The organism is Rhodococcus sp. OK519, assembly GCF_003051005.1.
Lineage (GTDB): Bacteria > Actinomycetota > Actinomycetes > Mycobacteriales > Mycobacteriaceae > Prescottella.
Window position 1 is genome coordinate 66250 of sequence record NZ_QAOW01000001.1, and the last position, 20034, is coordinate 86283.

The 20034-nt window shown below is 68.4% G+C and carries 22 protein-coding genes; 12 read left to right on the forward strand and 10 right to left on the reverse strand.

Translation table 11 applies throughout. From position 1 onward, the window contains the following. Window positions 1-9 precede the first annotated feature (9 nt). The gene (gene glnT, locus C8K36_RS00325) at window positions 10-1365 is read right to left on the reverse strand and encodes a type III glutamate--ammonia ligase (protein WP_107982485.1); all 1356 of its coding nucleotides are present in this window, start codon (window positions 1363-1365) and stop codon (window positions 10-12) included. A gap of 281 nt (window positions 1366-1646) precedes the next feature. Between glnT and C8K36_RS00330 the strand changes: the two genes are divergently transcribed. Genes C8K36_RS00330 through C8K36_RS00345 form a run of 4 tightly spaced genes read left to right on the forward strand, consistent with a single transcriptional unit; the run spans window position 1647 to window position 4458 of the window. Then, window positions 1647-2024, forward strand: coding sequence for a cupin domain-containing protein (locus C8K36_RS00330; RefSeq protein WP_107982486.1), 378 nt, complete (start codon window positions 1647-1649; stop codon window positions 2022-2024). Window positions 2025-2045: 21 nt separating this feature from the next. Beyond that, on the forward strand, window positions 2046-2552 hold the full coding sequence (locus C8K36_RS00335; RefSeq protein ID WP_107982487.1) for a dimethylamine monooxygenase subunit DmmA family protein: 507 nt from the start codon (window positions 2046-2048) through the stop codon (window positions 2550-2552). Next, window positions 2549-3496 (forward strand): PDR/VanB family oxidoreductase, encoded by a 948-nt coding sequence (locus C8K36_RS00340; protein WP_258194394.1) that lies wholly within the window; start codon window positions 2549-2551, stop codon window positions 3494-3496. The genes C8K36_RS00335 and C8K36_RS00340 overlap by 4 nt, the downstream gene beginning before the upstream one ends. An 8-nt stretch (window positions 3497-3504) precedes the next feature. Continuing rightward, entirely contained in the window at window positions 3505-4458 is a 954-nt protein-coding gene (locus tag C8K36_RS00345) for a heme-dependent oxidative N-demethylase family protein (RefSeq protein WP_181319419.1), read from the forward strand. 71 nt (window positions 4459-4529) lie between these two features. On the opposite strand, the gene C8K36_RS00350 is transcribed toward C8K36_RS00345, so the two are convergent. The 5 genes from C8K36_RS00350 to C8K36_RS24495 form a co-directional block, all read right to left on the reverse strand. Then, window positions 4530-5192: an MBL fold metallo-hydrolase gene (locus C8K36_RS00350; protein WP_107982490.1), complete on the reverse strand. Its 663-nt coding sequence runs from the start codon at window positions 5190-5192 to the stop codon at window positions 4530-4532. Next, window positions 5189-6277 (reverse strand): S-(hydroxymethyl)mycothiol dehydrogenase, encoded by a 1089-nt coding sequence (locus C8K36_RS00355; RefSeq protein WP_107982491.1) that lies wholly within the window; start codon window positions 6275-6277, stop codon window positions 5189-5191. Before C8K36_RS00355 ends, C8K36_RS00350 begins: the two co-directional genes overlap by 4 nt. A 133-nt stretch (window positions 6278-6410) precedes the next feature. Next, window positions 6411-7673: a helix-turn-helix transcriptional regulator gene (locus C8K36_RS00360; protein ID WP_107982492.1), complete on the reverse strand. Its 1263-nt coding sequence runs from the start codon at window positions 7671-7673 to the stop codon at window positions 6411-6413. A gap of 338 nt (window positions 7674-8011) precedes the next feature. Continuing rightward, window positions 8012-8521, reverse strand: coding sequence for a hypothetical protein (locus C8K36_RS00370; protein ID WP_107982494.1), 510 nt, complete (start codon window positions 8519-8521; stop codon window positions 8012-8014). A gap of 411 nt (window positions 8522-8932) precedes the next feature. After that, on the reverse strand, window positions 8933-9253 hold the full coding sequence (locus C8K36_RS24495) for a hypothetical protein (RefSeq protein ID WP_146176454.1): 321 nt from the start codon (window positions 9251-9253) through the stop codon (window positions 8933-8935). 63 nt (window positions 9254-9316) lie between these two features. Here C8K36_RS24495 and C8K36_RS00380 point away from each other — a divergent pair, with 63 nt between their 5' ends. Continuing rightward, a complete protein-coding gene (locus C8K36_RS00380) occupies window positions 9317-10789 on the forward strand; it encodes a PLP-dependent aminotransferase family protein (protein WP_107982496.1) in 1473 nt (490 codons plus the stop codon). 57 nt (window positions 10790-10846) lie between these two features. On the opposite strand, the gene C8K36_RS00385 is transcribed toward C8K36_RS00380, so the two are convergent. Further along, on the reverse strand, window positions 10847-11947 hold the full coding sequence (locus C8K36_RS00385) for a CaiB/BaiF CoA transferase family protein (RefSeq protein ID WP_107982497.1): 1101 nt from the start codon (window positions 11945-11947) through the stop codon (window positions 10847-10849). A gap of 129 nt (window positions 11948-12076) precedes the next feature. Here C8K36_RS00385 and C8K36_RS00390 point away from each other — a divergent pair, with 129 nt between their 5' ends. Continuing rightward, a complete protein-coding gene (locus C8K36_RS00390; protein WP_107982498.1) occupies window positions 12077-12457 on the forward strand; it encodes a VOC family protein in 381 nt (126 codons plus the stop codon). A 4-nt stretch (window positions 12458-12461) separates the two neighbouring features. Next, window positions 12462-13178, forward strand: a complete 717-nt coding sequence (locus C8K36_RS00395; protein ID WP_107982499.1) for an alpha/beta fold hydrolase — start codon at window positions 12462-12464, stop codon at window positions 13176-13178. 3 nt (window positions 13179-13181) lie between these two features. Here C8K36_RS00395 and C8K36_RS00400 read toward each other — a convergent pair whose 3' ends face one another. Further along, window positions 13182-13607, reverse strand: coding sequence for a hypothetical protein (locus tag C8K36_RS00400; protein WP_107982500.1), 426 nt, complete (start codon window positions 13605-13607; stop codon window positions 13182-13184). Between the two features lie 41 nt (window positions 13608-13648). On the opposite strand from C8K36_RS00400, the gene purT reads away from it, so the two are divergent. Both purT and C8K36_RS00410 read left to right on the forward strand, forming a co-directional pair. Continuing rightward, window positions 13649-14863: a formate-dependent phosphoribosylglycinamide formyltransferase gene (purT, locus tag C8K36_RS00405; RefSeq protein WP_107982501.1), complete on the forward strand. Its 1215-nt coding sequence runs from the start codon at window positions 13649-13651 to the stop codon at window positions 14861-14863. Window positions 14864-14873: 10 nt separating this feature from the next. Continuing rightward, window positions 14874-15356, forward strand: a complete 483-nt coding sequence (locus C8K36_RS00410) for a DUF456 domain-containing protein (RefSeq protein ID WP_107982502.1) — start codon at window positions 14874-14876, stop codon at window positions 15354-15356. A 1-nt stretch (window position 15357) separates the two neighbouring features. On the opposite strand, the gene C8K36_RS00415 is transcribed toward C8K36_RS00410, so the two are convergent. Together C8K36_RS00415 and C8K36_RS00420 are read right to left on the reverse strand one after the other, a co-directional pair. After that, entirely contained in the window at window positions 15358-16101 is a 744-nt protein-coding gene (locus tag C8K36_RS00415; RefSeq protein WP_107982503.1) for an amidohydrolase family protein, read from the reverse strand. A gap of 86 nt (window positions 16102-16187) precedes the next feature. Beyond that, a complete protein-coding gene (locus C8K36_RS00420) occupies window positions 16188-17567 on the reverse strand; it encodes an FAD-dependent oxidoreductase (RefSeq protein WP_107982504.1) in 1380 nt (459 codons plus the stop codon). Between the two features lie 310 nt (window positions 17568-17877). Between C8K36_RS00420 and C8K36_RS00425 the strand changes: the two genes are divergently transcribed. From C8K36_RS00425 to C8K36_RS00435, 3 genes are all read left to right on the forward strand, one after another. Further along, window positions 17878-18300 carry a hypothetical protein gene (locus C8K36_RS00425; protein WP_107982505.1) on the forward strand — a complete coding sequence of 141 codons (423 nt, stop codon included), beginning with the start codon at window positions 17878-17880 and terminating at the stop codon, window positions 18298-18300. A gap of 84 nt (window positions 18301-18384) precedes the next feature. Beyond that, a complete protein-coding gene (locus C8K36_RS00430; RefSeq protein ID WP_107982506.1) occupies window positions 18385-18804 on the forward strand; it encodes a rhodanese-like domain-containing protein in 420 nt (139 codons plus the stop codon). Continuing rightward, entirely contained in the window at window positions 18801-20024 is a 1224-nt protein-coding gene (locus tag C8K36_RS00435) for an O-succinylhomoserine sulfhydrylase (RefSeq protein WP_107982507.1), read from the forward strand. The genes C8K36_RS00430 and C8K36_RS00435 overlap by 4 nt, the downstream gene beginning before the upstream one ends. Window positions 20025-20034 lie beyond the last annotated feature (10 nt).

Genomic DNA, 20034 nt, shown 5'->3' on the forward strand with positions numbered 1-20034 from the left:
CTGTGGCTGTCAGAAGGCGGTGAGGTAGCTGTCCACCTCCCACGGTGTGACCGTGCTGTGCCATTCGAAGAATTCGTCCCGCTTGAGCGCGGCGAAGTAGTCGGCGACGCCTGCTCCGGCGGCATCGAGAGCTCCGGTGACGACGCTGTCCCGGGCCATCGCGTCCATCGCGTGCAACAGCGTCATCGGCAGGTCGTCGGGGCAGATGCCGCCGCCGGGCTCGCCCGGATCGGTGCCGCGGCGGATGCCGTCGAGCCCGGCCGCGATCGTCACGGCCGACGCGAGATACGGGTTGGCCGAGCCGTCCCCACCGCGCAGTTCGACGCGATTGGCGTCCGGCACCCGCAGGTAGTGGGTCCGGTCGTTGCCGCCGTACGTGGGCCGGCGCGGAGACCACGTCGCGCCGGTGCTCGTCGAGAGGGCGCCGGTTCGCTTGTAGGAGTTGACCGTCGGAGCGAGCACACCCTGGAGGCCGCCGGCGTGCTCGAGGATGCCGCCGATGAACGCATACGCGGTGGGGGACAGGCCCAGCCCGCGCGGGTCGGCGCGGTCGGGGAAGACGGGGTCGCCGCCGCGCCACAGCGACAGGTGCATGTGCATGCCGTTGCCGGTTCGGTCGGCGAACGGTTTGGGCATGAACGTCGCGGTCATGCCGCGCTGTTCGGCGAGCACCGAGATGAGGTAGCGGAGGGTGACGACACGGTCGGCGGTGGTGAGGGCGTCGGCGTACTGGAAGTTCTGCTCGAACTGGCCGTTGCCGTCCTCGTGGTCGTTGGCGTAGTTGCCCCAGCCCAACTGGTTCATCGCGGCCGAGATCGCGGTGAGGTGCTCGTACATGCGGGTGACGTCGCGGGCGTCGTAGCAGGGGCGGCGGGAGGTATCGAGAGTGTCGGCGGTGCGGAGGCCTCCGCGTTCGTCGCGGTCGACCAGGAAGTACTCGATCTCGGTGCCGACGTTGACATCCAGGCCGAGGTCGGCGGCCTGCTCGAGCACCGTCTTCAGGATCACGCGTGGCGCGAAGGGCCACGGCTCGCCCTGGACGTGCGGATCACAGTGCACCAGTGCGAGACCGGGGCGCACGAACGGAATGGGAGTGAACGACGCGGCATCGGGGACGGCGACGAGATCGGGGTCCTTCGGGACCTGGCCCATCGCCCCGGCCGCGTATCCGGCGAAGCCGACGCCGTCCTCCTGGAGTTCCTCCACTGCCTCGACGGGAACGAGTTTGGCGCACGGCTTCCCGGCGAGGTTGGTGAACACCGCCAGGATGAATCGGGTGTCGGTGGCGCGAGCGAGGGTCGCGAGATCGGGGGTGTCCGCGCCGGGCAGGCACATCACGGTGAGGTCTGCGGGGTCGAGCGCCATGTGAACTCCTCGTGTTCCGACGAACGTTTCCTTAAGTGAATCGGTGTTGCATGTCAGGAAACATAGCATCCGTGACGGATGCATTACGGCCGGGTGAGGTTGTCGTGACGTCTTCACGCGGGGTGCTGTTCTCGGAGGATCGTGCGGAAATCGCAGCGGGCAAGGAGGATTCGGTTACAAGGATTAACCGCCGCGTAACTGCGATGCGGGTTTCACCTCACTATCGTGCGTTTCACGCCAGCGATCGGCGTTCTCTCCCGACTTCCATCCGAGGAGCAGTCATGTCCGAGACGACCACCACGCCCGCGTTCCGGGTCACCGCCGGCTTCTGGAAGTCGCTCCCGCAGATGCCGCTGGACGAGTTCCCCGGCACCAGGGGCTACATCGCCGACGTGCACCCCAACCCCGAGGGTTCGGCGATGGCTTCCGGCTACTTCGAGCTGCTCCACACCGAGGCACCTCTGGACTACGTCTACGAATACGACGAGATGAAGGTGGTGCTGGACGGCGAGTTGCGCCTCGAGAATCTCGATACCGGGCAGGTCGAGGTGGCCGGGCCGCGGGACGCGATCTTCTTCCCGGCAGGTTCGCGGATCCGCTTCACGACGCCCGATCGGGCGCTGGCGTTCTATGTCGGCCTGCGTTCGTTCGCGCCGTAGGGGTCTGCGATGAGCGTGTGTATGGAGACCACGAGTGTGCCGCGGTGGGGCATGGGGACGACCGGGACCGCCGACAGTGGACGGTACGTCACCGTGCTGTCGTTCGGCGCCGCCGCCGAGCCGAGGGCCCGTGCGCTGGTCACCGGACTGAGCGGTCGTCGGGTCAGTTGGCTGCGGATGCCGCCTGGCTGGACCTCCGGCGCCCAGGCGGTGCTGGGCCGCGAACTTGCTGCCGCCCGCGTGGGCTGGAGACTCGCGCTCGTCGGCGATGAGGTGACGGTGTTGCAGGCGCGCGCGTGTGCGGTCGAGGCTGGAGCGCTTTCGGAGGAGATTCTCGCCGACGTCGTGGGCGTCGACCTGCGGCGTGTCTACTGCGCGCACTGCCACCGGATCCATGCGACCGGTGCCGTCGTAGGCGGGACCAGTGCGTGTCCGTCGTGCGGGACGAACCTGATGATTCATCACCACGTTTCGCGACTGCGCAGTGCCTACCTCGGCTACCTGTACGACGCGGAGGAATGCCGATGAGAATGCTGGTTGTCGATGCCGTCACCGATCTCACCGATGGCGTGCGACAGATCGGATTGACCGCCCCCGACGGCGGTTCACTGCAGTCGTTCACGCCCGGCAGCCACGTCGTGGTGTCCTGCGGGATCGACCGGCAGGGGCATGCGCGTCGCAACGCCTACTCCCTCACCGGCGCCGGAATCGTGCCCGACGCCTACTCGATCTCGGTGCGCCGCTGCGACGCCGGACGTGGCGGTTCGCTGTGGATGCACGGCCTCAGTGTGGGGGAGAGCGTCGAGGTCACCGGGCCGCGCAGCGGATTCGCACCAGTTCTCACCGCGCGCCATCATGTCCTCGTCGCCGGCGGCATCGGGGTTGCGCCGATCCTGTCGCACGCGCGGGCGGCGGCGCGGTGGGGCCGGTCGTTCGAGGTTCACTACGTGTCGCGGGGCGGCGACGGACCGCACCTGGCGGATCTCGCCGCGGTGTGCGCGGAGCGACTGACGACCTATCGCGACGCTGAGGCATTGTGGACTGCGCTCGGTCCGGCCCTGCTCGACCGTCCGCTCGGATCCCATCTCTACACCTGTGGGCCCGCATCGCTGATGGAGGAGGTGGACCGCCGCGCATCGTCAGCCGGCTGGCCTGGCGCTCGAATACATCACGAGCACTTCGGCATCGGCGACCTCGAACCCGGACGTCCGTTCGTTGCGCGGCTCTCCCGTTCGGGCCTCGACGTGGAGGTGCCGTCCGGGACGAGTCTGCTCGACGCCCTCGTACGGCGCGGGGTGAGCGTCCCGAACCTGTGCCGACAGGGCGTGTGCGGTGAGTGTCGCACCCCCGTCGTCGGGGGTGTGGTGGAGCACCGAGACCTGTATCTGTCCGATGACGAGAAAATGGCGGGCGACTGCATGATGCCGTGTGTGTCCCGCGCCGCCGGATCACGATTGGAGCTGGAACTGTGAGCACAGCAATGGATTACCGGGTGCCCGCTCGGGTCACGTCCTTTCCCTTTCCGTTCCCGCGGGATGCCTACCGCTACAGCGCCAACGTCGAACCTGCCGGCGAACACGTCGTCGACGTCGGGGTGAACTATCGGACCGAGATCGCCGAGCGGGAACGGATTCTCGCTGCCGACCCCACGCGCTTCCAGGCCCTGCCGCACATGGAGATCGCGCAGTGGGACGCGATGCTCGAGATCATGCAGCACCTCGCCGACGCGTACCCCCGCACCATGATGCTCGAGCGAGACGGTGGCATGTGGCGTTGGACCAACTGCGCGCTGGACGTCGAGCAGGCATTCGTCTACGGCGTGCGGTCGACGCTTCCTGAGTCGCCGCTGCGCTACATCGGTCGGCAGATCCAGGAGGACGTCGTCCTGCTCGATCAGCGCGAGGGGCAACTGTGGGGCGACGCCGGGCTGGTGACCTTCGCCGCCGACTGGTCGCTGCGGTTCGACGTCGGGATGAGCTTCCTGCAGATCCACGGCCCGGTGCCGCGAATCCACACGGAGGGCATCGTCACGCGTGCACAGAACTTCCTGATGCGACTCGAGACCGGGGAGCGTTACCGGCGCACCAACTGGACGCTCACCGTGGACGGCCGACTCGATACCTCCACCGAGACCTACCCGGAGTGGGGACGCGACCGGCGCACGCTCGCCGAGGGGCCACTCGCCGACGTGGGGGAGCGATTGCATTTGCGGGTCGAGGTGCAACACCTGATTCGGCTCGGGCAGTCCGGCGCGATCATGTTCCTCGTCCGCACGCACCTGCTGCCGTTCGCCGAGATCGCGCTGGTTCCGGAGTGGGCGCGGCGCCTGCGGTCGGTGCTGGTGGAACTGCCCGAGGACATGGCCGAATACAAGGGCATCACCCGCACCCGCCGCCCGGGCATCGACTGGCTCGACCGGTACGCCCCCGCCTGATCCCGTGGCCACCGAATGTCACATGCGTTCAGTCCGACTGGACGCGTGTGACATTCGGCCACGCAAGAGGATCAGTTGCCCCGGGCGATCCACTCCTCGAGGTGCGGCGACTCGGTGCCGAGAGCGGTGTCGTCGCCGTGACCGGTGTGGACGCGGGTCTCCGCCGGCAGGGCGAACAGCTTGTCGCGGATCGACCCGATGATGGTCGGGAAGTCCGAGAACGAGCGTCCGGTGGCGCCCGGGCCACCCGAGAACAGGGTGTCGCCGGAGAACAGCTCGCCCGCCTCGGGCAGGTACAGGCATGTCGAGCCGGGGGAGTGGCCGGGGGTGTGGATGGCCTGGATGTCGGTGCCCGCCACAGTGATCCGCTGTCCGTCCTCGAGCGCCAGATGGCGGACGCCCGGGTGGGTCATCTGCCACAGCACGTCGTCGGCCGGGTTCAGGTAGATCGGAGCGTCGAGCTTCTCGGACAGTTCCGGTGCGACGGTGACGTGGTCGTTGTGGCCGTGCGTGCACACGATCCCGACCACCTTGCGGCCGCCGACGGCGTCGATGATCGGTTGTGCGGTGTGCGCGGCGTCGATCACCACCACCTCGTCGTCGTCACCGACGAGCCAGATGTTGTTGTCGACGTCCCAGGTGCCACCGTCGAGCTCGAACGTGCCCGACGTGACGACCCGGTCGACCCGGAGACGGTTTCGATCCCCCGCCGTTCCGCTCGTCCCGCCGCTCACAGGACCACCACCGAACGCAGCACCTCGCCGCGGTGCATGGTCTCGAACGCCTGCTCCACGTCCTCGAGCTTGATCCGCTCGGTCACGAACTTCTCGAGCGGCAGACGACCCTGCTGGTACAGATCGACGAGCATCGGGAAGTCGCGCTCGGGCAGGCAGTCGCCGTACCACGACGACTTGAGCGAGCCGCCGCGCGAGAAGAAGTCGACCAGCGGCATCTCGAGCGTCATGTCCGGGGTGGGAACGCCGACGAGGACGACGGTTCCCGCCAGGTCGCGGGCGTAGAACGCCTGCTTCCAGGTTTCCGGGCGGCCGACGGCGTCAACCACGACGTCCGTGCCGAAGCCGTCGGTGAGTTCCTGGATGGCTTCCACGACGTCGTCGACCTTCGACGCATCGATCGTGTGGGTGGCACCGAGCTCGACGGCCCACTCGAGCTTCTTCGGGTCCCGGTCGATCGCGATGATCTTGTTGGCGCCGGCGAGGCGCGAACCCATGATCGCGGCGTCGCCGACGCCGCCGCAGCCGATGACGGCCACCGAGTCGCCGCGCGTGACGTTGCCGGTGTTCATGGCGGCACCCATGCCGGCCATGACACCGCACCCGAGCAGGCCGACGACGGCAGGATCGGCGGTGGGGTCGACCTTGGTGCACTGGCCGGCCGCGACCAGGGTCTTGTCGGCGAACGCGCCGATGCCGAGGGCCGGAGTCAGCTCGGTGCCGTCCTCGAGGGTCATCTTCTGCTTGGCGTTGTGGGTGTCGAAGCAGTACTGCGGACGACCGCGCTTGCAGGCGCGACACTTTCCGCACACCGCGCGCCAGTTGAGTACGACGAAGTCGCCGACCTCGACGGTGTCGACACCCTCACCGACGGCCTCGACGATGCCCGCGGCCTCGTGGCCGAGAAGGAACGGGAACTCGTCGTTGATGCCGCCGTCGCGGTAGGTCAGGTCGGTGTGGCAGACGCCGCACGCCGCGATCGCGACGACGGCCTCACCCGGTCCGGGATCGGGGATCGTGATGTTCACGAGTTCGACGGGCGCATCCTTCGAGCGGGCGATGACGCCCCGTACCTGCTGCGGCATGGTTTCTCCACTCCATTCGGTCGACGTGAACGCACGGGCACACACATGGTGGCGTGTGCATCCGACTACGAGGGTAGTCACCGGCGGTGCGCGTCGGGACTGGTCGACCGGAGAGGTGGACCTGGCCGAACGGTCAGGCGATGGGGCGGATACCGGCTTCGCCGCCCAGCGCGGCCGCTTCCGCGCGGGTAGCGACGTCGAGTTTGCGTAGGACGCCTGCGACGTGGAACTTCACGGTGCTCTCGCTGACGCCGAGACGTTCGGCAATGGCGCGGTTGCGCCGCCCCGCGACGAGGTGCCCGAGCACCTCTGCTTCACGCGGGGCCAGGTCCGCAAGCGCGTGATGCGATGTGGGCGTGGACGGTGCATGTGCTGGAAGAACCGCGACCACACGCGTGCCCCATCCGTCGGTGGCTTCGATTTCCACTGTTCCCGAGAGTGTTTCGACACGCGGGCGCAACTGTCGATCGAGATCGTCGGCGTCGGCCAGGCCATGGCCGTCACCCCGGACGTCGACGGTCAGGCCGGCCTCCGTACACGTCCACGCCACGCGGATGCGCGTGACGTCGGCTTGCCCCGACATCGCGAGAACCGCGCCCCGGGCGACGGCTCGCGCCGCGTGCGCCACTTCGCCGGGAACCGTGCTACCGGCCGAATGTGGCTCCACCAGAGTCACATCCAGGTCGCGGTGCCTCAGCAGGCCACGCAACTCGCCGCGCAGTCGCGCGAACGCGGTGACGACGGATTCCTCCGAGAACTCGCGGTGCGAGTCCACAGCTGTGCGCAGCTTGATCAGTGCCGACGACGCCGTCTCCCGTGCCGCCGTACGCGCACGTGAATCGTCGAGATCGTCGGATCGCAGTGTCGACAGCAGCGTCTCGAGCGTCGTGGCGTGCACCTCGGTGAGCTCGGCAATGGTGCGGGCACGCTCGGCTGAAGCAGCGCGAGACTCCGCGAGGTAGGCCGGGCTCGCGCCCTGTACCTGCAACTGGATGCCGGTCGCGACGATGCCGAACATCGACCGGACGGTCTCGAGTACCGGCGCCCGAGTCGGTGCGCCGGGCGGGACGATCACGAGCAGGGTGTCGGAGCGGTCCAAGATCGCGTACACCTCGCGCGGCCCGCCGGCGATCCCGGCACGTCCACGGAAGATCTGTCCATGCTCGAGACCGGCTCGCAGAGAGTCCAATTCGGCGATCGTGACGCGGTCGACGATGGCGGGGTCCCCGGCAACCTTCCGGGGCCGGCCCGTGCACTCGCGCGTGAAGATCACCAGCGCGGTATGCGGGACGGTGTCGGCGAGAATCGCCGAGAACCGGCGTCCGATGTCGGACAGACGGCCGACCAGCACGTTGCGCAGGCCGTCCAGTACGGCTTCGGTTCCGATCTCGCTCACACCGTCACGATATCGGCAGCGGCGGATGAGCCCCCGACGGTCCCATCCGCCGCTGCACGGTGTCAGGTGGTCACAGGCCGAGCAGCTGCTCCAGCGAGCCGAACGACACCGACTCCAGTGACCCGAACGCCGCACCGAGATCGGTGCCGGTGGCGTCGACGGTGACGTGATACTCGGCTGGCATCAACACGATCCGGGAATCGTCGGATCGAAAGGAGTTGTGGAACTGTCGCTCCGGCACACGCACTGGCTCGAACGGACTCGACATCGATACGGCGGGTGGGGTTCGGTGACCCACCAGCCGCGTCCCCCACGTGGGTCGATCGGAGCGAACTCGTTCAGGAGCCGAAAGCGAGTGTCAGCATGTCGAGCAGGCCGGCCAGGGGGTTCTCCGGAGTCGTGATCTCGTCTGTACCGCCGCCTGGTTTCGGCGTCTCCGTGCCCGTGCCCGTGCCCGTGCCCGTTCCCGTGCCCGGGTCGCCGCCGCCGGTCCCGGGATCGACGATCTCCTCCTCCTCGCCACCGTTCCCCTGCTGGCCGCCGCTCCCGCCGCCACCGGTCCCCGGGTCGGGGGTGATGACGCCGATCTCGGTACCGTCGTTCGGGGGTCCCCCGCACGTGCGGAGGGTGAAGCAGTCGCCCTTCGGGGGAATGATCACCGTCCCCCCTCCGTCGCCGGGCTCGGGTACGACGATGATGTCCTTCTCGGTCGAGGTGCCATTGTCGACGATCTCGTATTTGTCCCCGTCGCCCTTCTCGATCGCGCCGGCGGTCGCGGGCAGGAAGAGCGCGCCTGCTGCGATGGCGGACGCGATGGCGATTGTTCTTCCACTCAGTCTTCGCGGCATTCTTGACTCCTTCGCTGGGATGTGGTTTCGGTAGGGGGACATGGATTTGCCGCGAGGTGATTCGCCGACCTGGAGAAACAACTCTCTGAATCGAGAAAGTAGTGTGCACGCCGACTGCCCGGTAATTCCATGCCGGTAACTTTCAGTGCCTTCGACCTCGATGCACGGCCTGTGGCCGTGCGAATTCGGTACCGACAGAAAGTTTTGGCGATTCGGGTCGAGATGTCGATTTGCAGCGCAATTTCATCGACACGTGAATGCTCCTGGGTCTCGTTGTTTCGAGTGTTGGTAGGGGAAACAGTGATCACTAAACACCTGTCGACAAGGACATATGGGTAAATTCTCTCTGTATCGATAAAGTTCTTTCGACGGGCGAGTGGGGTCGCGTTTCGGTGGGACGCCCGAGCGGAATCAGTCCAGTGCGCGGCCTCGGGACCGTGCGTCCTCGGGTCGCATCGCGCCCGCCACGGGACGGCCGTCCGGTCCGGCAGTCTCCGGGCCGGTCCAGTTGGAAGGTGCTGGACTGTCGGTGTTCGTCGCGGCTTCCTCGGCATCGAAACCGGCGCGCCCAGGCCGGATCGGATACCCAGGCTCGTCGAGCACTCCTACGAAAGATGTTGCGGGACGGAACTGTTCGAGCCGGAACCGTTTCTGTGGCCGGTCGCGGGGCATGTACCAGTAAACGAACCCGGCCAGTGCGGACATGCAGGCGAGGGTGATTGCGGTGCTCATGTCAGCAAGTGTGGAGAACAAGTGGCCTTGAGATAAACGTCCAGAACTCGAATACTGGACCGCGTGATGATGCATGCTGTGGGCGCCCGGGCGGTGTCGCGCGATCTCGGCGGGTGGCGAGACGATGCCGGTCGGCGATCCGCCTATCGGGCGCTGGCCGACGGAATCCGGCTGCTCGTCCACGATGGGCGCATCCCGCTCGGCGCCGCGCTTCCTGGCGAGCGGGAACTTGCGGGGGAGCTGAACGTCAGTCGGACCACTGTCACGACCGCGTACTCGGTGCTGCGTGAGGAGGGTTACCTGTCGAGTCGTCAAGGCTCGCGGAGCACGGTCACGGTTCCCGTGATGTCGCGGGACGCCGGGCGCGTCGGGGCCCGGAGACGTGCGGCGCCCGGCGGCGACGCGGTGGACCTCAGCTACGCCTCGATGGTCGCGCCGGTGGCGGAGGTGCAGGAGGCATACAGTGCTGCGCTGCAGTCGCTTCCGCCGTTCCTCGACACGCACGGCATGGAACCGATCGGGATCGCCGTGCTGCGGGAGGCCATCGCGGCGCGTTACCGAGCGCGGGGTCTGGAAACGTCCCCGGACCAGATCATGGTCACCTCCGGTGCCCAGCACGCCCTCCGGCTACTCCTCGGCGTTCTCGCCGCACCGGGGGAGCGGGTGCTCGTCGACCATCCGACCTATCCCAACGCGCTCGCCGCGATCCGCCGTGTGGGGGCGCGGCCGATTCCGGTTCCCGTGCGTCCGGAGGGCGGCGTCTCCCGGTCCTGGGATCTCGGCGGAATCCGCAGTGCTGCACGGCAGACCGCTGCGCGCATGGCGTATTTCATCCCGGACTTCCACAATCCGACCGGGTTGTGTCTCGACGACGCGGGTCGCGCGGAACTCGCCCGCATCGCCCGTGACACCCGCATGACGCTGGTGGTCGACGAGACGATGGTCGACCTGTGGCTGGATGCGCCTCCACCGGCGCCGGTCGCGACCTATGCGCGGGGGCAGGGTGAGTCGGACGTCGTCACGATCGGCTCGGTATCGAAGTCGCACTGGGGTGGTCTGCGTATCGGATGGATCCGGGCGGAGCCCGAGTTGATCACCAGGCTCGTGGGTTCCCGGTCGGCGAGCGACCTCGGCACCCCGGTCATGGACCAGCTTGCCGCGGTCCACCTGTTGGGTGCGGGCGACGCGCCGATCGAGGACCGGCGCCAGGTTCTGCGTAGCCAGCGCGCGGTGCTGCTGGACGAGTTGTCGGCGCGGCTGCCCGACTGGGTTCCTACCGTCGGAACCGGCGGAATGTCGTTGTGGCTCAAGATGCCCGCGTCGGTGTCGACGGCACTCGCGGCGACCGCGCCGAGTCACGGCGTGGTGCTGGCCGCGGGCCCCCGGTTCGGTGTCGAGGGAGCGTTCGAGCGGTACATCCGGTTGCCGTACGCGCGGCCCGCCGACGAGTTGCGCCGGGCGGTGGCCGGCGTCGCGGCCGCCTACGACGCGCTCGGGGTCACCGTCGATCCCGCCGAGCCGACTCTCGTCGTCTGAGACTGAGACTGCGACGGGCCGGACACCGCGTGGCGTCCGGCCCGTCGTGGAAAAGGTTCAGCGCCAGAGAGAGTCGACATCCGTTGCCGAGCGCGCGGGCGGCTGCGGCGTCGTGGTGGGTGTGCGCGAGAAGCGCGGCGCCGGCGCGTGCTGCGTGACCCCTTCGAGTTCGATGATGCTGCCGCGGGCCGCGATGTGCGGGTCCTGCGGGGCCTCGGAGAACGTCAGAACCGGCGTCGTGCAGGCATCGGTCCCGTCGAAGATCTTGGTCCACTCGTCGCGGGTCTTGCCGAGGAAGCGGTCCGTGAGGATCTGGCGCAGTTCGGGCCAGCGGCTCCCGTCCTGCTGGCCGGGCAGTTCGGCGGGATCGAGTTCGAGGCCCCTCAGCAGTTCGGCGTAGAACTGGGGCTCGATCGCACCGACCGCCATGTACTTGCCATCGGACGTCTCGTAGGTGTCGTAGTAGGGGGCGCCGCCGTCGAGGAAGTTCACGCCCCGCTCGTCGGACCACATGCCGATACGGCGGAAGTTCCAGATGATGTGCGACAGCGCGAGCGTGCCGTCGATCATCGCGGCGTCGATGACCTGGCCCTTGCCCGACGTCTGACGCTCGATGAGCGCCGCGAGGAGGCCGAACAGCAGGAACATCGAGCCGCCACCGAAGTCGCCGACCATGTTCAGCGGCGGCACCGGGCGCTCGCCCTTGCGGCCCACGGCGTGCAGGATGCCCGTCAGGGAGATGTAGTTGAGGTCGTGGCCCGCGGACTGCGCGAGTGGGCCGTCCTGGCCCCAACCCGTCATCCGGCCGTACACGACGCGCGGGCAGCGCTCCAGGACGACGTCGGGGCCCAGGCCCATGCGTTCCATGACGCCGGGCCGGAAGCCCTCGATCAGGATGTCGGCGCGGCCCAGCAGGTCGAGGATCTTCTCGACGTCGGCCGGGTTCTTCAGGTCGGCTTCGACGACGCGGCGGTTGCGCGCCGTCTGGTCGCCCACCGTGCCCTCCGACGGGAGCATGCCCGAACGCTGGACCCGCACCACATCGGCGCCCAGGTCGGCGAGCAGAGTGGCGGCGTGCGGACCCGGTCCGATACCGGCGAACTCGACGACGCGGATGCCTGTGAGCGGGCCCTGCCGCTCAGCTCCTGCAGTGGTCACGTGATTCCTCCTGGATGATGGACGATGTCCGTTCCTGTGACGGTAACCCGCCCCATATGCCTCGTGTGGTCGGGGTCACTGCAGTGGGCGACTTGTCGCTGGCAGCCGTCGGGGCGCACAGTTGATGACATGGCCTTCCCTGGAGAACTCGTTGCGTTCCTGGCCAGTACCGACCTGGACGTGTCGTCGATGTTCTACGTCGACACGCTCGGTCTGGCCGTCACCGAGCGGACGCCGTTCGCGCTCGTCGTCGACGGCGGTGGGGGGACGGAACTGCGCATCACGCTCGTCCAGTCGAAGGCCGAGACCGGCTACACGGTGTTGGGGTGGCGCACGAACGATCTGTCGGCCACCGTCGAGGACCTTCGCGGCAAGGGCGTCGACCTCCTGCGCTACCAGGGCATGGACCAGGACGACTACGGCGCGTGGACGGCGCCCGACGGCACGCGCGTCGCATGGTTCCACGATCCGCACGGCAACGTCCTCTCGATCCACCAGCCGCCGAGCTGATCCGATGGGATACGTCACGGCCGCCGGTGCGCGGCTGCATTACGAGGTGCACGGAGACGGGGAACCGCTGGTGCTGCTGCACGGCAACAGTGAGAACCTCGGATACTTCGCGGCGCAGGTTCCGGTCTTCGCCGAGCGCTACCGGGTGCTCGCACTCGACACCCGTGCGCACGGCGAGTCGACGCGCGGCGACGGGCCGCTCGATTTCGCTCGACTGTCCGACGACGTGTGCGCCGTGCTCGACGCCGTCGGTATCGAGAGCGCGCACCTGCTCGGCTACAGCGACGGCGGCAACACCGCGCTCACTCTCGCGCTGCGCGAGCCGGGTCGGGTGCGGTCGCTGATCGTCAACGGCGCCAACCTCGATCCGCACGGGCTCGGCGCCCGGTTCCGTGTGCCGGCAACGCTCGCGTGGCTGGCGGGCGGCGTCGTCGCGCCACTGTCGGCGAAGGTGCGCCGGCAACACGAGCTGCTCGAGCTGATGGTCCGGCATCCGCACATCCCGGCCGCGGACCTCGCCTCGATCACCGTGCCGACGCTCGTCATCGTCGGCGAGCGCGATGCGATCCCGCGCCGGCACACCGAACTGATCGCACATTCGATCCCCGATGCCGAACTGATGTTCGTGCCCGACGCCGGGCACGCGTGCGCCGCGCAGCGACCGGAGGTGTTCAACGCGGCCGTCCTCGACTTCCTCGCGCACGTCGAGGCGCACGACTGACCGCTACAGCAGCTGCGCCGCCGCGAAGCCCGCCAGCAGCACCACGAACGCACCCACCTCGCCGACGATCAGTGCGATCATCGCCACACGCAACCCGGAGTCGGGATGCTCGAACTGGTTGGTGGTGTCGCGGCGGGCGCCGTGCGCGATGTAGCTGCCGATCGCGGCGACGAAGAAGAACACCAGGATTCCCGCACACGTCGCGTTGACGGCCGTGGGCCAGTCGCTCAGCTCCACGAACACCGACACCAACAGCGTGGCAAACGAATACATCAGCGCCGAGCGGTGCGCGATGTCGACGTACGGGTGGGCGACGTGCTCGGGAGACGTCGCCATCTGTCGGTACTTCCACACCCCGAGGAGCAGGGCCAGCAGGAAGATCAGCCCCGCCGCGAGCAGTGTCAGGCGGGTGTCGAGTCCCAGGGTCATCGCGACAGTATCGCCAGTGACAACCGCATATAGTCCGATTCATGCGCCGCGACACTCCCTCTGACACTCCTGCCCGAATCGGCACCCCGCTGAGCCCGAGCGCCACCCGCGTGATGCTGCTGGGCTCCGGGGAGCTCGGCAAGGAGGTGATCATCGCGTTGCAGCGTCTGGGCGTCGAGGTGATCGCCGTCGACCGCTACGCCGACGCCCCGGGACACCAGGTGGCGCACCGCGCCCACACGATCGACATGGGCGATCCCGCCGAACTGCTGCGGGTCATCGAGGCCGAGCGTCCGCACTTCGTGGTCCCCGAGATCGAGGCCATCGCGACCGAGGCGCTCGCCGACGTCGAGGAGCGTGGCGTGGCCGTCGTCATCCCCACCGCGCGCGCCACCCAGTTGACGATGAACCGTGAGGGCATCCGCCGTCTCGCCGCCGAGGAACTGGGCCTGCCGACGTCGCCGTACGCGTTCGCGGACTCGCTCGACGAGATGCGCGCCGCCACCGAGCGGATCGGCTTCCCGTGCGTGATCAAGCCGGTGATGTCGTCGTCGGGCAAGGGACAGTCCGTGGTCCGTAGCGCGGACGACCTCGAAACATCCTGGGAATACGCACTTTCCGGCGGGCGGGTGAACAAGGGGCGGGTGATCGTCGAGGGCTTCGTCGACTTCGACTACGAGATCACCCTGCTCACCGTCCGCGCCGTCGACGGCACCCATTTCTGCGAGCCCATCGGACACCTGCAGGATGCGGGTGACTACGTCGAGTCGTGGCAGCCGCAGGCGATGAGCCCGGCCGCGCTCGCCGCCGCGCGCGACGTCGCCGAGAAGGTCACCACCGCGCTCGGCGGCCGTGGCATCTTCGGCGTCGAACTGTTCGTCAAGGGCGACGACGTCTACTTCTCCGAGGTGAGCCCCCGCCCGCACGACACCGGTCTGGTGACGCTGCGCTCGCAGCGGTTCTCCGAGTTCGAACTGCACGCCCGCGCCATCCTCGGACTGCCTGTCGACACCACCCTCGCCGCGCCCGGCGCGTCCGCGGTGATCTACGGCGGCGTCGAGTCCGTCGGCGTCGCGTTCGAGGGCGTCGCCGACGCCCTGGCAGTGCCGGAGACGGATCTGCGTCTGTTCGGCAAGCCCGAGGCGTTCACCCGTCGTCGCATGGGTGTCGCGGTGTCCACCGGGCCCGACACCTCGACCGCGCGTGAGCGGGCCCGCGAGGCGGCGTCCCGCGTGCGCGTCGTCGTGCCGGAGTGAGCAGTCCGGCGTGAGTACCGGCGCCCTGGTTCTGCTCGGCCTGGTGATGCTGGTCGGGCTGGTCGGCATCGTGGTGCCGGTCCTGCCCGGCACGCTGCTGATCGCCGGTGCGCTGCTGGTGTGGTCCATCCTCGACGCCACCACGACCGGATGGGTCGTGTTCGCGGTGGCCACGTTGTTGCTGGTGGCGTCGGGTGTCGTCAAGTACACGTGGCCGGGCCGTCGGATGCGCGGCGCCGGCGTCCCGGGCCGGTCGGTGATGTTCGGCGGTCTGGTGGGGATCGTCGGGTTCTTCGTGGTTCCCGTCGTCGGACTGCTGCTCGGCTTCCTGCTCGGCACCTACGCCGCCGAGGCCGCCCGGCACCGCACCCACCGCGACGCGTGGGTGTCGACCGTGCACGCCACCAAGGCCGTCGGGCTGTCGATCCTCGTCGAACTGTTCGGCGCGCTGCTCGCGGTCGGACTGTGGCTGGGCGCGGTGCTGGCGCTCTGATTCAGGCGCCGCAGCGGTACCACTCGCGCGCGTTGCCGCCGAGTACGGCCTCGAGGTCGTCCCCGACGGCGTCGGCGATGATCTCGACGTCCGCGGCCTCGAACGCGCGGCGTGCGCGGGTGCCGGGCAGGTCGGTGCCGAACATCAGCGCATTCGGGTTGACGGCGTGGATCTGCCGGATGACGGCGGCGACGTCGCTGATCGAGGTGCGCCCGAACCCGGTCGCCTTCACCTTCGCGCCGCGATCGACGAGGTTGAGCAGATAGCGCAGGCCGCGCGTCGACATGCCCAGATGGTCGATGCTCACCGCCGGCAGTTTCGCGAACACCGGTTCGAGCGAGAGCAGCAGCGTCGCGTCCACGTAGAACTCGGCGTGCCAGCCGACCAGATCGTGCGCGCGCAGGGCCTGCGTGGTGAGGATCTGCACGTCCGTCGCGCTCCGTCGCAGGTTGAAGCGCACCCCGCGGACCCCGGCTCGATCCAGCTCGAGGATGTCCGCGTCGGTGACGTCGGGGTCGAGGTGGGTGACGCCCACCCAGCCGTCGCCCAGTTCCTTCAGCGCGGCCAGCAACTGCGGGCGACCGAGAGCGCCCTGGTACGACGCCGTCACCACCGCCCCGCCGTCCACCCCGAACCCGGCCATGCGGGCGCGGTAGTCGTCGATCGTGAACGGTTCGGGCAGGTAGCCGTTGTTCTCCACGAGCGGGAACCGCGGGTCGATGATGTGCACGTGCGCGTCAAACACGTGTTCATCATGCCCCGCGAAGAGCTGAAGGGACCGTTCATACGCTGACAGCGCACGAAGGGTCCCTTCAGCTGGAAGCCCGAGAATCAGGCCTTGCGCGGCTCGCTGGCGCGGAGCATGTCCTCGCGCTCGACGACCTTGATTCGCTCGCGGCCCTCGGGCTCGCCGAGGGAACGCTCGTGGGCGTCGAGGCGGTACCAGCCCTGCCACGTGGTGTACGGGACACCCTTGCCCTCGAGGAACTCGATCACCGCATCCGTGGCCGGCTCGGCGGCACCCGCGAAGGTGGGGGCGTCCTCGAGCAGGCACGCGATGGTCTCGTTGGCGTCGCCCTTGGTGTGGCCGATGAGGCCGACGGGGCCGCGCTTGATCCAGCCGGTCACGTAGGTGGCCGGCACAAAGCGCGATGCGTCGCTCGCGGCGTCATCGGAGAGGACGCGTCCGGCCTCGTTGGGAACGGTCCCGGCCTGCTCGTCGAACGGCAGCTGCGAGATGTTCTGCGACAGGTAGCCGACGGCACGGTAGACGGCCTGGACGTCCCAGTCGTTGAACTTGCCGGTGCCGCGGACGTTGCCGGTGCCGTCCAGCTCGGTGCGCTCGGTGCGCAGGCCCACGACCTTGCCGCCCTCGCCGAGCACCTCGGTGGGCGACTCGAAGAAGTGCAGGAACAGCTTGTGCGGGCGGTCGCCCTGGTCGCGGATGGCCCAGTCCTGCAGCGTGTTGGCGACCATGTCGACCTGCTTGGAGCTGCGGCGGGCGATCTCGGAGCCCTCGTCGTAGTCGATGTCCTCGGGGTCGACGATGACCTCGATCGTCGGCGAGTGGTCGAGTTCGCGCAGCTCGAGCGGCGTGAACTTGGCCTGCGCCGGGCCGCGACGGCCGAACACGTGAACCTCGACGGCCTTGTTGTTCTTGAGGCCCTCGTACACGTTCGCGGGGATCTCGGTCGGCAGCAGTTCGTCACCGGTCTTGGCCAGGACGCGGGCGATGTCGAGCGCGACGTTGCCGACGCCCAGAACAGCAACCTTCTCGGCCTCGAGCGGCCAGGTGCGCGGGACGTCGGGGTGGCCGTCGTACCAGGACACGAAGTCGGCGGCGCCGTACGAGCCGTCGAGCTCGATGCCCGGGATGCTGAGCGCGCGGTCCGCGTTGGCGCCGGTCGAGAAGATCACCGCATCGTAGAAGCGGCGCAGGTCCTCGAGGGTGATGTCGGTGCCGTAGTCGATGTTGCCGAGGAGGCGGACCGCGTCCTTGTCGAGCACCTTGTGCAGGGCGGTGATGATGCCCTTGATCCGCGGATGGTCGGGCGCGACGCCGTACCGGATCAGGCCGAACGGGGCCGGCATCCGCTCGAACAGGTCGATGCTCACCTCGGTGTCGGACTTCATGAGCGCATCGGCGGCATAGATTCCGGCCGGGCCGGCACCGACGATGGCTACGCGCAGTGGACGAGTCTGGTCAGTCATCTGAGGCGAACTACCTTTTCGATTGGACGGACGTGCGTGTGCTTGCGACACGAATGCGTGAGGCTCCCAGCTTAAACTGAGCCCCACCTAACTCGAGGTGTCACGGAGCGGGGTGGGGCGTGAATTCCCACGAATTCACGCGTCTCCGTCTTCATGCTAGAACCCGAAGACCGCTGACACCTCATGCTTCGAGGTGTGGAGGGGCCGGGGTACTGCGCCCGGAGTTGAGGGGGCACAAACGGCGTTTGTGCCTCGGGTTGTGTGGGACCCGGGTGCGCACAGCGGGCACGCACGAGCGAAAATCGCAGGTATGAGCGACGAACCCGCACCTGTCGACGATCCCCGGCGGACCACTGCAAAACCCTTCATCCTCGCTGTGTCAATAGTCGCGATCATGATGATCGGAATTGTCGTGTCGGCGATGCTGAGGCCCGCCGAAGAGGTCCGGTCCGACGCCGAGCAGCTCAACGCGTCCGCGAGCGACTTCGTCCGAGCGAGCAACAACGACGACGCCCAGGCCGTCGACCGCATGATCTGCGACGGGTTCGTCGAGGATCGTTCGCCCATCGCCGGGCGTGGGGGCGAGGTCCGCGTCGAGGAAGTCACGAACGCCGTCGTGAACGGCAACGACGCCACCGCCGACGTCCGAATCGATGCGGGCGACGACAAGGGCCCGGCGACGTCGACGTGGAAGTTCGTCCAGGGCGACGGCCGCTGGCTCGTCTGCACCTGAAGCTGACGCGCCCGGCCTCGGGTATCTCGGAACACCGGCTATCCGCGTGCTACGCCCGATTCGACTCTGTGGAAAGCTGGTGCGGTGAGCTACGCAGGTGACATAACGCCGCAGCAAGCCTGGGAGCTGCTGCGCGAGCATCCGGATGCCGTGCTCGTGGATGTGCGGACCGACGCGGAATGGCGATACGTCGGTGTGCCCGACACGTCGTCGATCGACCGCCGGACCGTGCTCCTCGAATGGGTGAGCTATCCCACGGGTGCGCGCAACGAGTCCTTCGTCGACCAGCTCGTCGAGGCGGGTATCGACAATGGGTCGGAGCGACCGGTGATCTTCCTGTGTCGTTCCGGGCAGCGCTCGATCGGTGCGGCCGAGGCGGCGACGGCGGCCGGTATCGGCCCCGCCTACAACGTGCTCGACGGGTTCGAGGGCGGTCTCGGCAGCGACGGGCGACGGGGTGTCAGCGGCTGGCGGGCCGTGGGCCTGCCCTGGACGCAGTCGTGAGCGCGATCCCGCAGGGCGGGTCGTTCCGCAAACAGCTCCCCGATTCCGTCCGCCCGGCCACCCTCGGTGTCCGCGGTGGCACGCTGCGCTCCGGTTTCGAGGAGACGTCCGAGGCGATCTACCTCAACTCGGGCTTCGTCTACCGGTCGGCCGAGGCCGCCGAGCAGGCGTTCACCGGCGAGGTCGACCACTTCGTCTACTCCCGCTACGGCAACCCCACCGTCAAGATGTTCGAGGAGCGACTGCGCCTCCTCGACGGCGCCGAGGGCTGCTACGCCACCGCGTCGGGCATGTCCGCGGTGTTCACTGCGCTCGCCGCGCTGCTCGGCCAGGGCGACCGCCTGGTGGCCGCCCGCAGCCTGTTCGGCTCGTGCTTCGTGGTGTGCAACGAGATCCTGCCCCGCTGGGGCGTGGAGACCGTGTTCGTCGACGGCGAGGACCTCGACCAGTGGGAGCAGGCGCTCTCGGTACCGACCACGGCCGTGTTCTTCGAGACGCCGTCCAACCCGATGCAGACCCTCGTCGACGTCCGCAAGGTGTCGGAGATGGCGCACGCCGCCGGCGCGAAGGTGGTGCTCGACAACGTCTTCGCCACCCCGCTGCTGCAGCGCAGTCTCGACCTGGGCGCCGACGTCATCGTCTACTCGGGCACCAAGCACATCGACGGCCAGGGACGTGTCCTCGGCGGTGCGATCCTGGGCCCGCAGGACTACATCGACGGCCCGGTGCAGCAGCTGATTCGGCACACCGGCCCGGCGCTGAGCCCGTTCAACGCGCACACCCTCCTCAAGGGCCTCGAGACGATGCCGCTGCGCGTGGGTCACTCGGTGGACAGCGCGCTGCGCATCGCGCAGTTCCTGGAATCCGAGGCCGCGATCCGGTGGGTCAAGTACCCGTACCTCGAGTCGCACCCGCAGCACGAACTCGCGAAGTCGCAGATGAGCGGCGGCGGCACGGTCGTCACGTTCGAACTGGACTCGGCCGACGGTGAGGGCAAGAAGCGGGCCTTCGAGCTGCTGAACAAGCTGCAGGTCATCGACATCTCGAACAACCTCGGTGACTCCAAGTCGCTCATCACCCACCCGGCCACCACCACGCACCGCGCGATGGGGCCGGAGGGTCGTGCCGCAATCGGTCTGTCCGACGGCGTCGTGCGGCTGTCGGTGGGCCTCGAGGATCCCGAGGATCTGCTGGAGGACCTGGCGCAGGCGCTGCGCTAGACGCACGCAC